Annotated in this window: 7 protein-coding genes; 1 reads left to right on the forward strand and 6 read right to left on the reverse strand. The window is 46.9% G+C overall.

The genetic code is table 11. The features are described 5' to 3' along the window. Window positions 1-432: 432 nt before the first annotated feature. Genes NE619_RS02145 through NE619_RS02160 form a run of 4 tightly spaced genes read right to left on the reverse strand, consistent with a single transcriptional unit; the run spans window position 433 to window position 13100 of the window. A complete protein-coding gene (locus tag NE619_RS02145; RefSeq protein ID WP_256130704.1) occupies window positions 433-2034 on the reverse strand; it encodes an ankyrin repeat domain-containing protein in 1602 nt (533 codons plus the stop codon). 44 nt (window positions 2035-2078) lie between these two features. After that, complete coding sequence (locus NE619_RS02150) at window positions 2079-3056, reverse strand: hypothetical protein (RefSeq protein ID WP_256130705.1); 978 nt, start codon at window positions 3054-3056, stop codon at window positions 2079-2081. Between the two features lie 30 nt (window positions 3057-3086). Further along, the gene (locus NE619_RS02155; RefSeq protein ID WP_256130706.1) at window positions 3087-4040 is read right to left on the reverse strand and encodes a hypothetical protein; all 954 of its coding nucleotides are present in this window, start codon (window positions 4038-4040) and stop codon (window positions 3087-3089) included. A 15-nt stretch (window positions 4041-4055) separates the two neighbouring features. Then, complete coding sequence (locus tag NE619_RS02160; RefSeq protein ID WP_256130707.1) at window positions 4056-13100, reverse strand: DNRLRE domain-containing protein; 9045 nt, start codon at window positions 13098-13100, stop codon at window positions 4056-4058. 154 nt (window positions 13101-13254) lie between these two features. Between NE619_RS02160 and NE619_RS02165 the strand changes: the two genes are divergently transcribed. Beyond that, window positions 13255-13737, forward strand: a complete 483-nt coding sequence (locus NE619_RS02165; RefSeq protein ID WP_256130708.1) for a hypothetical protein — start codon at window positions 13255-13257, stop codon at window positions 13735-13737. A 103-nt stretch (window positions 13738-13840) separates the two neighbouring features. Here NE619_RS02165 and NE619_RS02170 read toward each other — a convergent pair whose 3' ends face one another. After that, complete coding sequence (locus NE619_RS02170) at window positions 13841-14566, reverse strand: DUF4367 domain-containing protein (RefSeq protein ID WP_256130709.1); 726 nt, start codon at window positions 14564-14566, stop codon at window positions 13841-13843. Beyond that, on the reverse strand, window positions 14559-15104 hold the full coding sequence (locus NE619_RS02175; RefSeq protein ID WP_256130710.1) for an RNA polymerase sigma factor: 546 nt from the start codon (window positions 15102-15104) through the stop codon (window positions 14559-14561). Before NE619_RS02175 ends, NE619_RS02170 begins: the two co-directional genes overlap by 8 nt. Between the last annotated feature and the right edge of the window lie 161 nt (window positions 15105-15265).

Genomic DNA, 15265 nt, shown 5'->3' on the forward strand with positions numbered 1-15265 from the left:
CGCTCTGCTTTTGGCAGTACGCTTATAAAACCCCAATAGATACTACCTGAGAGCAAAATCAGGGCTCTCACTCTCATTTCATAATTGCTTCCCATTGCAACAATCAGAATTATAACTCCCAGTATGGTAATTGTTATCGCACATGCCACAGCAGCCTTCCGCTGATTGATCCCCTTAGCTGATCTTAAAACCAGATAGGAGGCGCATATTGCAAGCAGACATGATAGGAACATGCTATGATACCCAAACGCTCCCACGTCTTCAAATTGCAGGTGACTATAACCCAGGCCAACTCCTGTTAGTACGGCCGAAATGATGATCATCTCTACTATTGAAACAATAATTACTACAATATAAGCACCCATCGCAAACAAATATGCACGTATGTATTTCTTCGTATTTGGTTTGAACATGTCTTTATTAGGTAAATTTTTATTTTACTCCTATGTTATTTTTTAGAAGTTTCATGTTGTCTCGCAGTCCTACTTCTTTTGCGTATTCATATGGTGTATTGCCTTCACTGTCCTTTGCCTTAACATCCCCGCCCTGCTTAAGCAAATACTTCAGAATATCGGCACTTGGGCTTTCTGCCGCAATATGCAAAGGCGTTTTGTCAACATCATCGCTTTTTATCTTCTGGTTCACATCTGCTCCGTCTTCGACTAAATAGCGCACGCTTTGAAGGTCCCCGCATTTGATTGCTAAAACTAAAGGGGAAGTCGTCTCATCATGGCTCTGCTTGATTTCTTTTTTAAGGAGCTCCTTGAGCAAATCATGGTTGCGCCATTCGACTGCCTGACAGAGTGTCCCGTTGGAAACTTTTGCGCCCATTTGAATTAGTTTGGCCGCATGCTTTTCAGTCGCATTGTTTACTGCCAAATCTCCATCATAAGACACATTATAGGGTATATCTTGTTTTAATAGTTCATCAAACACACTGTCAATGCTGCTGATATATCCCTCATAACAATTCTCATTCGTTGGTTTATATCCCAATTTTAATAGAAGCTTTACGGATTCAGCAGTACCCCGCTGGCAGGCATCAGCCCAAGTCAAATCCTGATAATGATAGCCCTGATCCAGAAGGAGCCGGAGCGTATCTTCCTTCGCTCCAATTGCCGCATAAGTTATCGGCTGACACCCATTTTCGGATTTTTGTTTTCCGTTGAGCCCTTTTTCCAATAAAAAGGCGACGACTTTTTCTGTGTTGCATAACGCTGCGATATGGAGCAATCCCATCCCATTATCGTCCTCTATGGAAAAATCGTATTTCTCTTCTGCCATAAGTTCCAAAGTTTCCACATTGCAATTAGCGGCGGCAAACAATAATGTCTCTTTTTTATTTTTTATCCTGTCCTCTCTTATTAAGCGCTGCAAGCCTGAATCATTACCCCTGACAGCTGCTTCCAGCCCTGGTTCCAGAGCGCCGGTTTCCTTCCGGTCATCTAACCATTTTAAGACATCCTGAGCGTATAGGTATCCCCATTCGTTTTTTAAACAGCTTTCTATCAGTTTGTTGTTAAATTGCGCCCCATTGCGGATTAAAAGCTCCGCTCGCTCCCTTGCATCTGTCATTTCAGGGTCGGAAAATGCCAAAAGCGATTCCAAAGGCGTTTCTTCACCGCCATTTACATCGGCACCGCTTTCAATCAACTGTTTGCAGAGGCTAAGGGAATGGTTACAGACGGCATCATTCAAGTAGGTATAAGTATCCTCCGGATCAGAAGCAGGGGCACCCGCTTCAATTAATGCACCCGCTACTGCATCGTCCGAATCCTGGAGGGCAAGCGCAAGAGCCCGCCCATCTTTTTTAGGTTTTCCATCTCTGAATGCATATGGAGTGATCTCATAGTCTCCCAGATCCAGGAAATCAATTGTTTTGTTAGATTGAACCACTTCTTTCACTCCCTGCAAGTTGTTGCTCGTGACGGCACTATATAGTTTCCAATTTTGTTCATGCTGCTGCCTTGGCGTGCAGCCCACTGTGAAAGCCATCATGATAATTATCCCTCCGATTATGTTTCGCTTGTGCATGGGCAGGCCTCCTTATTTATATCCCCAGATTAACCGTTTCTACCCTATGGTTCCACTACCGTCTTCATATACGATGGAGGGGCTCCGTCTCTTCGAAATATAGGTATTGAGCGCTTTCGTACCTCGGGGACCTTTTCACTAATCAAACGAAACAGCTCCGGGTTAACAATCGTTGTACGCATATTTCCCCAGGCTTCAAAGCTATCGCTCACATAGCCAAGCGCACCGATTCCTGCCTTGGTCATTGTATAGATTTGGGGATTTAAAGAGCCATGGAGGTGCCAATTATAATCTTCTATCGCTTCGCCTTCTTCGCCTTCATACGGGATCCATTTCACGCACCCCGTAGCCGGATCCTGACACCATACATACTCGTCATCTTCAGTAAAAAGGAATAGGCTTTCCGGCGGGAGGGTGTGTTCCTTTCCCCATAGCCGATAAGCTACGGTCTCATAGGTTCTCCCTTTTTTATAGGCCTCTTTAAAACAGCTTGAATCCACGCCGCGCTTTATCAGGTACTCGTAAAGCTTCGGGGAAAGATAGCTTTCAAAATCAGGCGTTATCGCTCCATCTATACGTTTTTCAAAGGCCCTTTTTGTTTTAATTGGGAGATTAATATAGATCGGAGGCCTGGGATACCATTGCCCCAGCGCATCGCTGGCAATCTCCATGCAGTCGTATTTTTCAAAATCAGGATAGTCATCATAGTAATAGCATTTGTTGGTAAACTGAAGCAGATAGGCGGACGCACTTTCATAATCCTGATTTTCATAAACCGTATACGGATAAATGATAATATCAAGTTTTTTCTTGTACTGCTCATTAAATTTCAGGAACGCCTGATATTGCCCATCCGTACTTTTGATTTTGTAGGAATAGTAGTGCCGCCTGCGTACTCTTTGTTTTTTAAATTCAACATCAAACGCATTGACGACCGCCAGCATCTTCTTCGGGAAATTATACATTTCTTCATCATCGATTGCGCCTTTTGGCCTAAGTTCAATGTCAAGCACTATGTACATACTTACCTCCTGTGTGGCCGTCAGTTCCTTTTAGTGAAACGCCTCCATATCGACCCATTTCCCTTCTTCTGCGTCTAATATCAACAATTGTTCTGTTTCTTGAAAATATAGTGGCGGCGATGACGCAAAGCTTGTTTCTACCACTTTTTCCAATTTGAAATCCAGATCTTTGCAGGAGAAAATAAGGGATTCCTTTTCGTACATCAGTACCAGACATTCACACTCCCGAACCAAGTACGCTTCCATCGGACAGTAATTCCTGGGAGATTTCAGCTTTTTGACAACCTTCATTGAATTATTCTCCACAAAGACACAGTACATTTTTAAAAAAGCATCCTCCATTACGAGCGAAAACCGCCCGTCAGGGTCAACGAAATACAAAACTCCCGATTTTTGAACGGTCATTTTATCCGCCTGCATAACGGATATTTCCATTTTGAAGGGGAACTTGTCCGACTGGAACCAATGTCGTTTACAGGAGATCACATTGCTGTCACACTTAGGCTTGTATCTCTCGTTCCTGACAATTTGAAGCCCATTTTGTTTGTCAAACCAGAGCTGATTCTCCGTATCTTCTCTGCACACAACTTCCATATCAGATGCAGCCATATCATACAGGGCAGCCAGATTGTATTCATACTGAATCCGTATCAGCAGAAACAGCAGGTTATCTTTTATATGATAAAGTCCTTTGATTTCCCACTCGTCTGATTCATCGGAGAGATTTATGTCAGCCTTTTTTACCACTTCAAACGTTTGCAGATCAACAAGATAGATTGATTCACCGGTAAAGGCATATAAAAACTCTTCCTCCGTATCTAATTCTAACCCTTCTACCAGTTCTATTTCCAATGTTTTCAGTTGTTCTGCCGTCTGAAGATCATATTTTTTCAAATGGTTTTCATCGGCAATAACAAAAGCATTCTGCCGGTTTGACAGGATCCCGGAAGTTCCTGTTATTTCTATATCATATATTTTTTTCATATCCATTAAGCCCCCTTATCTCTTTGATACTAAATTAGCTGCCCCAATTAATAGTTTAATTGCTTTTAGTGTTGCTTTTGCCGAAACCTTGTTTATACTTCTTGCCTTATTTTTTGACACATATTTAGGAAACGCCTTTCGCATCGCTGCACCTACTTTCGTCGATGCATACATTATTAAGTTAGTTGATGTATAGTACGAATTCGTATGCATATGCTTGTGTAAATTGTATTTGATCTTTTTCAAATTTCGTTTTGAATTAATTCCAATATCTGCTTTTTTCAAAACAGATCTTCCTAATTTTGCTTTTTTAGCAGCCTTTGCAATAATATGATGTTTTTCATTCTTTGTGTTTCGCTTTCTTTTCCATGACTTTTTAACTGCTGTCTTTAATGACTTTATTAGAGCTCCTGTCACTGTCTCAGCTACTTTAACCTTCTCAACAACTCTAAGTATCTTCTTTAACGATAGCCCCGACACGATACTTACTACGGTGGTTCCTATCCCAGCTGCAATAAAGCTTGCCATTGAAGATCCTGTTATTGAGCCAAGCGCAGGCAACGCCCATACGAAATGCCCACTCGGATCCACAAAATTCACCGGATTATTCGCACAGTACGCATACAAATGCCAAGTATCAGGCTCATCCTGTTCTCCACGATACGTATCCTGCGACAAGAATCTTCCATCCTCCGGATCATAGAACCTAGCATTGTAGTAATACAACCCTGTACCCTGATCATACACCTGCCCGGTATAGCAAATCTCGTTATCGAACTGTTCCCCGGCCCGCACAGTCGTCTCACCAAACTCGTCATACTCATAAGCCGCCGCCAGTTCCCCGGCGCTGTTAATCATGCTGCTGGTGCTTTCCCGTACGTCCTTGTTATACAGATACCAGGTTGGACTTCCTTCACCTTTACGCTCCGTGGCGATCACGTTGCCACTGGTTCCCATCAGGTTCAGGCTGGTCAGATTGCCGTTCTGGTCGGAAGTATACAGCACGCTTCCGTCCTGATAATAATAGTTGCGGGTTTTCGATTCCGCACCCTTTGTCTCTTTTTTCTGAATCCTCTGTCCATTTCCATTATACCGATTTTCCTGGGTCACGACAACCGCATTGTCTTTCTTTGCCTCATACTTACTCAGGCGGTTGGCCGCGTCGTAAGTCAGGGTCGCTGTCTCTCCGGTCTTATGGTCGGTCTGCCCAATCTGGTTGCCGTTGCGGTCGTAGCTGTAGTCGCCATACGGTGTAAGATCGGTGATCTCCCCTGTGTCGGCATTAACTTTTCCAGTCTTAGTGGCCGTCAGCTGATTCAGCGGGTTATAGGCATAAGTGGTGGCTTCCGCGCCGGTGATCTCCTTCGTCCGGTTGCCCACCTCGTCATATTCGTACTGGGTCATCTTGCTTGCCGCCGCGCCTTCTCTGTGGTCGATCACATTGACATCTGTCAGCCTGCCTACACTGTCATAGGTATAGTTCTTGGTACAGTCTATGCCTTTGCCGTCGGCCATGACATAATTGCTGACGATTTTTTCTTCGATGATATTGCTGTTTTTATCGTACTTGTAGGCATAAGTTTCTTTCGCTTGGTCGGCGTCCTTGCTGTCCGTATAAGTCATGGACGTCACACGTCCGAAGCGGTCGTAGGAATAGGCTCTGGTAATGGTGCCGTTTCCGCCGTCAGCGAATCCATAGTGGTCCTTCATCTGCGATACGCGTCCAAAGTCATCATAGGTGTATTTCCGCAGGGTCTTATCCAACAGGCCGCCCTTGGCACTGATACCGGTCAGCCACTTGTTGCTGTCATAATGATACTTGAGGCCCGTGATGCCGTCCTTGGCGAAGGCATAGTCGATATCCGTCACCAGGCCGTCCTTACTGTAGGTATAGGACACCTTATGCTGATCCAGCGCTTCCTGGCTTGGCATTTCCGGCCCATCACATTCAGAGAAAGCGATCAGGCGTTTCTGCTTGTCGTAGGTATAAACGGTGCAGCGCAGAAGCGTCTCCTTGTTTCCCGCCACCGTATAGTCGCACATCTCCGTCACGTTGCCGGAAACGTCGTAGGCATAGGTTGTCTTTAAGGTCTGTTTTTCCTTGCCGTCTTCCTTTTCGTAATATCCGGTTTCCGTTACCCGGTCGTTGGCGTCATAGTAGTAAAGCCTGTAATTGCCTTTTGCCTGTGATTCTTTTTCCAGACGCCCCTTCTCGTCATACTTGTATTTGGTCCAAATGGACTGATCCGTGCCGTCCTCCTTTGTATAAAGATCTTTGATTTCCAGCTGCTCTCCGTCCCCGTTGCTGCGAACCTGGCTGACCTGTTTTTTCGCGTCGGTCATGGTTACCGTGGTTTCCAGCTGACCGTTGACGTAGGTTTCCTGGTTCTTGAAGCTGGTGGCAGCTTTGTTCGGCAGAGTCACCTGGTTCAGTTCGCCTTTTTTGTCATAGCCATAAGAAGTCTTATGCCCCAAAGCATCGGTGGAGGTAAGCTCCTTGCCCGCATCGCTGTACTCAGTGCTTTGACGGATGGAATCCGCTCCCACATAGAATCCGTCCGCCTTGCTTTCCGGAGCTGTAATCGTATCGCTCTGATAGCCTTTTTTATTGTAGACGTTCAGAGTCAGCAGGCCGTCTTCCGAGGCTGGATTTTTACCGGCCTCATAAGTGCCGATCTCTTTGCCGTATTTGTCATACAGGGTATCAGTGTACAGCCCATTTTTGAATTCCCGGACCGTGTTGCCCACCTTATCCTGCCAGGACTGAGACAAAAGATTTCCATCCTGATCGGTTTCCTTTGTCATGTACGCGTTTTCTACGGTCTTCGTTCCGCTCCCGCTGCTGCTGTGTACCGCTATATCCTCATAGCCGCGGCTGGTAGTCACGGTTTGGGCTTCCCCATTATCATCCGTTGTCTTGCTGACCAGTTCATTCATGGAATCATAGGTATAGGCTGTCGTCACTGTATCCGTTTTCCCGTTTTCTGTGGTTACAGTCGTTTCTTTTGTCAAGGTGCCGTTGTCGTCATAAGTATTTTCGGTCACGGTTGTGATGGCTCCATCCTTTACCGTTACTTTCACGGCCTGACCCATGCTGTCGTATTCTGTTACGGTTTCACTGTCCAGATCGGCAGCGCCCAAAGTTTTATCCGCGGCCCCGGACTTCACCGATACGGAAACCTCATTTCCCATTACATCATACTTTGTGATGGTTTCTGTCTTTTTATCGCCGCTGATTTCTGTCACAGTCTCGGTTTTATTGCCTTTGTCGTCGTAGGCGTAAGCATAGCTCGTGGTCCGCACGACCTCCTTCAATACGTTTTCGTCCATGTCCACGTCATAGTCCATATCGCCGACATAGTACTCGGTTTCGCTTAAAAGCTCTCCGTCTTCGTCGTAATCGCTGAGGGTGGTCATATCTTCGATATCATCATAGTCCTCGATTTCGTTGCCGTATTCATCGTATTCATAGTAGTCGTCTTCCACCAGATCCAGATCCGCATCCAGCCTTTCCGTATGGCTGACCAGATCCTGAATATCCAGATCTGATGTGTCAGCATAATAAACGTAGGTGGAAACGCTTCCATCCTCACTGACTTCTTTATCTACATTTCTGCGTTTTCCCAGCTCCGTCAGCTCTTCCCTGGTTACCTCGCCTTCGCTTTTAATGGAGCCGTCCTCCGCAACATAAGTGCTGTCCTCTTTCCAGGAGGAGCTTATGCAAATGCCGTCCGTATAGTCAAAGGTTGTGCTGTTGCCATTGGCATCAATGTTTTCCATGCAGTAACCGCTGCGGTCGAACCGGTCCGTCTGGCTGCTGACCTCGCGATAGCCAAGGAGCAGACGTTTGTCAGCCAGCTTTTTGGTCACAGTTTTGCCGCCTTTGTCTTCTGTGTTTTCGTATGTTAAAGTCAGCTTATCGGAATTGGGATAAACCGCTTCTGTCACCTTCTCATCCTGATACTTCAACTCATACGGATTGCCCTTGGCATCTTTGATTACGTTCACATTCGGCGTATCCGCGTTGTCATATCCGTATTCGTAGTTAATTTCCTTACCATCGCTACCGACCGCTTTTACCTGAGTCAGCAAGCTGTCCGTTCCCGACTGCTGATAGGTGTATTCCCTGGTTCCACCATCCGGAAGAGTGACTTTTTTAACCAACAGGGTGTCTGCATCCGGATCGGTAGAATTATATGTAAAGTCCATGGTCAAATTGCGGTTTGTGATAATTTTTGCCAGAAGACCGATTTTGTCCTGATATTCAAAGAGCAGGAAGTTGCCGTTAGGCTCCGTAAGGTATACCAGCTGGCCGCCGCCGTTAAAGCGGTACTCCTGATTGTCCTTGGTGCGAACGGTGTACTGGCTGGCTACCTGGACGGTTTTCATCTGGTTTTCGCCGGATGCTCCGGCCTTCTTTTCCTGAATCTGCACGTCCTCGGTCTTTACCTCTTTCTTCATGGTGATGTATTCACCCATGGAAGAAATATAGGTGTCCGGGTCTTCAGGGCTTTTGACAAAACGGAAAATGCTGCCGCTGCTGTCTTTGAATACCACGTTGTCAAAGCTGTCGGATTCCTTATCATAAACATTGAGCAGTTCCAAGTCATAATTGTGCGTCCATCCTAAACCGAAGGCGGACTTTTCGCTGGACTGGCTGTTGTAGGTTCTGGTCAGCTCCACTTCCAGCTTTTCATTGGGCAGCGCAGCGTCCGTCTGCTGATAGACAAAGTTGCCGCTGCTCTTTTCGATGCTGCCGCTGCCTACCGGAGTCTTAAAGTCCTCATACTGCCAGTAGTCCTGCAGACCCAGGCGTTTTGTATGCTCGTTATAGTCCAGGATTCTGCCGCCGAACTCTTTCGAAGGCATGCTTTCGGAAATGACTTTTCCTTCTGCGTCCCGTTTGACAGCTGTAATGCGATAGTAATAGTTTCCTCCGTAATTGACGTTGATTTCACTGTAATAACCGGCCTGTACATTCTCTGCGGCCAGATTTTTTTCTGACGGCACGAAATCTTTATCAGCACTGTGATAAATGTTATAGCTTACACTGCTGTCCGCATCCGGCAGCGTGTTGTCCCAATACAGATACACCCGGTCGTTGAGACGGTGCTTGACCGAAGCAGTCTCCGGTATGTAATTGCTTAAAGCGCTGACATTGAAAGCTTCCGCCTGCAATGTATCCATCTCCAGTGATGCGTCTGCGAAAATGGTCTCCTCAGCGCAGGATACTTTTACTGTGAAAGTGTCTCCATAGGCCTGCTCGTCTGTAAGCTCCGAAATCCGGTAAGTTTTACCCGGCTCTATGTTCCGGAAACTTCCGTCTCCAACCTTGATCTGGTAAGAGAGCGGCTGTCCGCTTTCGCTTTCTGCTTCGCAGGCAAGGCGCAGGGACACCACATCTTTCTTTGCCTCGATTGTCTTTTCTCCGCTGGCCGCGGCAGTCTGTCCAAAGGAAACGGTTTTAATCAGATCGTTTTTTGTAACCTGTCTGCTGTAGGAATACCCGCCTTTTTCTGTTTTATGAACAGCTAAAATCCGATGGTCTTTGCCATCCTCATAGGCTGCGAAGTCTTTTTCCAGGACTTTTCCGGTTCCTGCGTTCCGGTTGTCAACAAACCAGGTAATATCGCCGGAGGAGAGAATGCCCTCTTCCAGCTCTTTCAATTCCATTTTTCCTGTCTGCGCCGCTATGGTAAAGGGGCTGACGGAATAGTCCGTATACCAGGACGGCCGCTTTATATTGAATTTTGCGTCCTTCACCTGGATGCAGGTTTCATCTGCCGGTTTGTAGATCTCCTTTAATGCCTCGGCCTGATTTCCTGCCAAGTCCGTTACCACCAGCTTCAGCTGATATTGCTGTCCCGTCTTAAAGTAGGTGTCTGTCAGATCCAGAATACCCAGCTCTCCGTCTTTTACTTCCTGCGTGCCGCTGAGTTTTTCCGTGTATTCGCTGTCCGGCTGCTGTGCCTCTTTGCAGAGGATTTTCCACTCTTTCAGCTGAGCGTCACTGGCCGTGCCCTTGATACGCCCTCTTGCAAAAGATTTTATCTCTGCGGTTGGAGCCGTCTGATCCCAGACACAGGTCTTTTCCGTAACCTTCGTAGCCGCACCCACCGTGTCGATACCACGGAAGCGGATCTTGTAGCTGCCCTCTTTCGGCAGCTGTATTTCAAACTGGCCGGAGGCCTTTGCGGAATCGGGTACCTTCGTCCATTCTGTATCATCGCTGAATTGATACTGCATTTCTTTGAGCTTTACAGTATCCTTTTCAAACTCCCAGCTTACCTTCAATGGATTATTCCGTACCAGATCTGCCGTGATTATCGGCGCTTCCTGCGGATTGACGATCTTTATGTCATAAGTTCCGTTTCCTTCCAGGTCGGAAGAATCCTTTACCGCTGCTTTCAGCCGGTAGGTTCCGTTTTCCTGCTGGTGGGTATCCCATTCTACAGTTGTACTCTCTGTGATGTCCTGCTGCAGGGTTTCAACGAATTCTTCTTTTTCCGTTTCGTTTCCCTGCTCATCGGCTGTCTTAGTAACGCGGTACAGATTCAGCTTCGCTTCTTTCAGCGGGCTGCCGGTACCATTAAGCTCTGCGGCAATGGTGACGGTGTCTTTTGCTTCTGTAACCGCCTCCGCCCCGCTGTGAGCCATAACTTTTAACTTTGCCGTCGGTTTTTCGTTATCCCGGTTAAAAGCCAATGATTTAACTTCCACATTTCCTGCGATGTCTTTAACCCGCAGGTGTATCAGATACGCATTGGACTTCATGGCCTGTTCTTCCTGACTCAGCCGGAAGGTGCCTTCATACGGCGCGCCGGAGGAAATAGTCTCGAAATTAACTGCGTGATAGTCCTCTTCCTTGGGCTGCGCGTCCGCAGCAGTGATGGCATACTGGATCGAGGATTGTTCCAGAGGCATGTTGTCCGTGATTCCGTCAAAGTGGATCGTCGGATTCGCATCGGTCGTCCAATCCGTTCCCAGGGTCTCTTTGTCTTTTGTTTTAATGCCCACGTTGCCGATGGAAGGTTTGTCCATATCCAGATAATAGGTAAAGCTTTTTGTTGTGACGTTGCCATAGCGGTCCGTAGCCTTCATGACAAACGTATGGCTTCCTGATGCTTCGAAAGTTTTCAGCGCCTGACTGCCGCTGGCGTTTAAGCTGCCACTGCTGTAAGCGCCACCGTCAACGGAGTATTGTACGGTACTCAGGTTGGTATCTGAGGCGGACCAGGTAATCGTCGGCGATTTTATTCCCGACGGGGCGGCCGCTGTGGTGCTTGGTCCGGATAAGGTCAGGGCCGGAGGTGTCCGGTCAACCGTTACGCTGCCGCTGTAACCCGCGCTCCCGGCGGCTCCTCCTGCATTTACACCCCATACGGCTACCCGGAAGATACCGTCAGGCAGCGTCGGCAGTGCTGTACTCCCGCTGCTGTTGGCTGTCCCCGAGGTATAGTCGGCATAGCTGGAACCGTTGTATTTTTGAATTTTATACTGAACGCTGCTTACGTCTGTCATATCCATTCCACTGTGGCTGAAGCTGAGGCCTGTGCCGGTATTACTTCCCGATGTGGAAAGGGATACGCTCGGCGCGTTGGGCACCTTGTAATGGGTGACTACCAGCTTTGGCCTGTAGGCGCTGGTTGCATGTCTGCTGCCGTAAAAGCACGCATAGCTAGGCGTCGCGGTATTATTATTAAGTATGATTCCGTAGCTCGGTATGCTGTCATTGGCCAAATCCCGCGCATAGGACAGCAGGTTAAAGGTGTGTGCGGATTTTGCGGTTTTCTTTGTCGTAATCGTACTGTAAGCAGTGCCGACAAAAGCCGGTCTTTTTGTCCAGGTGACACTTCCCGGCGACCAGGATTCCTTGATGCGGTGAGCCCCGACTTTCTGTTTGCTGGCGCCGGTACCCGTCTCATAAACGGTCAGCTTTGCGCTTGTTACCGTATGCCCCTTGATAGTTTTTTTAATGTCGGTAAACTGGATGCATGTACGGTGTGTCCCGGTGCTGTTCTTTCCTGCCGGCATCACCTTTGTTCCGCTTTCATAAAAGTTGGTATTTTTGTAGCTTCCGCTGATGATGTACGCATCCTTTACTTTTCCTGATCCGGTCCATGTTGTGGAAGGATCGACGGTCACCGGATACTGACGCTGCGGGTCGGAAAGGTAAGCGTCGTCTATGGTCATTGTCAGCAGATATTCGTCATCCTTCGCTGCGTCCTTTTTCATCTCGTAAGTAATCGCTTCGCTGTATGCGTCGCCGCTGGCATCGTTCATCCATGGCGCGGAAATATCCCCTGTTATATCTCCGGTTTCTTTATCATAGAAAGTAATGCCCTGATCTGTGACGTTTTTACGGGCGGTCATTCCTTTCAGCCTGAGCCGGTACTGGAATACGTTGCTCTCCGGCTTTTTTTCCAGAGTAAGCGTTTCCTTTACTCCGTATTCCCCTGAAGTATACGTGAGCGTGGCCGCTTTGTTTTCGTCCCCGTAAACCGCGTTGATCGGCAGTTTTTTCTCTTGTTCGTAGGTGGTTGGAATTTTTTCTTTCTTGACCTCTACGTTCTCTTCTTTTGTCCCCGACTGTTTCAAAGTCTTGTTGGTCGGGGCAAAAGCGATCTGATAGTCTTTGTATTCCATGAGAATGGGTGTTTTTTCCGAAAGCGTCTCGGGAATATATTGCTTTTTGTCCCCCTCTTTATTCTCATAGGCATACTTGTCCAAAGCTTGATTCTGTTCTGTTTTTTCACCATCCTTGATCTCAACCAGGGATGGATCATAATCGATCAGTTTTCCTTTTTCATCCTTGTAACGGACATCGCCTCCGTGGAAAACGGTCATTTCCTGGCCGCCTCCCAGATCATAGGTGGTGGTGTCTGTCGTTTTTTTCGATTCAACTACGTTTTGTTCTGTTACCTCCTCCGGATCAATCACTGGGGTTTTGGCGCCGGCAGAAGCCTTTTCTGCGGCAAATCCCAGTTCCGGGGTCAGCGTAATGACCAGGCATATGGATAGAATCCATGCCAGGACCTTGTAGCTTTTTCTGATTTCCATAGCTTTCCTCCTTGCAATTGTTCCCCCTATATTTAATAAGACGGATTTTCATATTAAAAATGTTACAAATTTTTTAAAATTTTATCTTGTAACAAAATCATGGGTCTTTTGCGTCTTACTATATATAAGGGATTTTTTATTCAAGGAGGTCATTATGAAAAGATTAAAATTATTTATCCTGCTGTCTGCCGTTCTTGTTCTGTTGGTTCCGCAGATGGCCTTCGCTGCTGTATCTGAGGGGGACATACCCGATGAAGTGCTTTTGGAAAATGAGCTGATCGATGACAGCAGCAATGCAGAGTCTGACGGAAGCCCATCCATTGTGCCTTTTGCTGTATCCTGTTCTATGACCTTTACAAAATTGTCTTCATCAAAAGCCCAGGCCACAGTCGTTGCTGCCAGAGCCGGCGCTTCCAGCATCACATCCACGATCCGGCTGCAGTATCTTGCCTCTGGCGGAAGCTATAAAAACGCCAATGCGGCGGCAGCCGTACAGACTGTTAAATCCAATCAGATGCGTCATGTGGCGAAATTCGGCATATCCTCAAAGAAAAAATATCGGATCAAGGTAACGATTAAATATGTAAAAAACGGAACATCCTACTCCAACACTTATTACAAGGCACTTTCTTCCTAGCCGCGTGAAAACAAACAAGGGCTGTCAGAAACGCTTATCTTTGAAACTTTATAGATAAGCGGTCCTGGCAGCCCTTGCCGGTACGGTTCTATTAATCTTCCGTTTATTTTTCCAATCCCTCAGCCACTCGCATCAACTCAGTTTTATCCAAATCTCCGCTGATATCCATCACACCGGTTTCCGTGTAGACAGTGGCCGTATAGGCTTCATCAACCTCATCATAAGAGATAAATATCTTACGATCCTTCTTTTCAATCATTTCGCCCTGCCCCGAGGAGGCATAGCTGTTATCTCCCACCGTAAACATAGCGCTGATTCCCAGAGTTTTGCCTTTTGGGTCGGAAAACGCATATGCAGCTGCGTAATCCCCGTCGGCATATTTATTTATGGATAGATCGTCCAGCTTATAACCTTCCGGGATATATTGCGGCACATATAGGCCCGGCAGAAAGCGTTTCGCTTTTTCTATGTCGTCCATGCTGTTTATGGTCAACGCTTCCACCTCGTCATCCGGGCTGATCGCTTCATCGGAATCTGTTACGACTCCTGCGATGCCCTGATAAAGCCTGTGAAGGATTCCTTTATCTCCATAGGACTGGGAATCGTTTGAAATCAGCAGGACCATGTTGGCGCCCAACAGAGCAATCACAACCACTGCCGCCACTTTACCAAAGGAAAAACTTCTCTTTTGTTTTGCTGTACGATGGGATTTCTTTTTCAGGAAGTCCAATTCCGGTACAGCCGCGCTTTGGCAGTTCTTCTCGAAATCCGCTTCAAAAGCGTGCTTCAGCGCATATTCAAAATTCGTATGGTTTTCTTTATCATTCATGCCTGCCGACCTCGCTTTCTCTCCGCTGCTTGCAGTAATAATTTTTCTCTACCTGTTTCAGACCTCTTCGGTAATACACTCTCACCGTGCTGCTGTTCATATTGAGAATCTGGGCCACATCATCAAAAGTAAAGCCCAGGAACAGATGGAGGGAAATGATCTCTCTGTGGGTCTGGGCCAGATCCACGAACAATTCCAGGATAGCTTCCTGGTCGATCAGCTCATCCACAGCATCTCCTGCTTTCACATCCAAAATTTCCAGATCATCGATGTTCAGCAGGCCGCCTTCACTGCCGCCGCGTTTCTCCGCGCCCTCTGCCCGGTAATGGGAGAGCAGTACATTATGAGAAATCTGCATGACCCAGTTTTTGTAGGACTGGGGTCTTTTTACTTGATCCAGCTTTTCCCAGGCACTCCGCATGGTTTCCTGCGTCAAGTCTTCTGAGAGAATCGGATCTCTGGTTTGTGCGTACAAGTATTTAAGCACTGCCTGATAGGAGGGCAGTATATTCTGTTCAAACAATTTGTCCTTTTTCATCTCACCTGGTTTCCCCACTGAAGTTCTTGCTCTTTCTTATCCCCCTATATCATACCGTCTTTTTCTGTGTCTGACAAATGTTATTTTAATCTATGTCCCAGCCAAAAATCCCTTGTCGGCGCTCCAAATCTTAACAATATGCATATTTTATTCAACAACGG

This window comes from Anaerovorax odorimutans (genome assembly GCF_024459955.1).
GTDB classification, from domain to species: Bacteria; Bacillota; Clostridia; order Peptostreptococcales; family Anaerovoracaceae; genus Hominibacterium; species Hominibacterium odorimutans_A.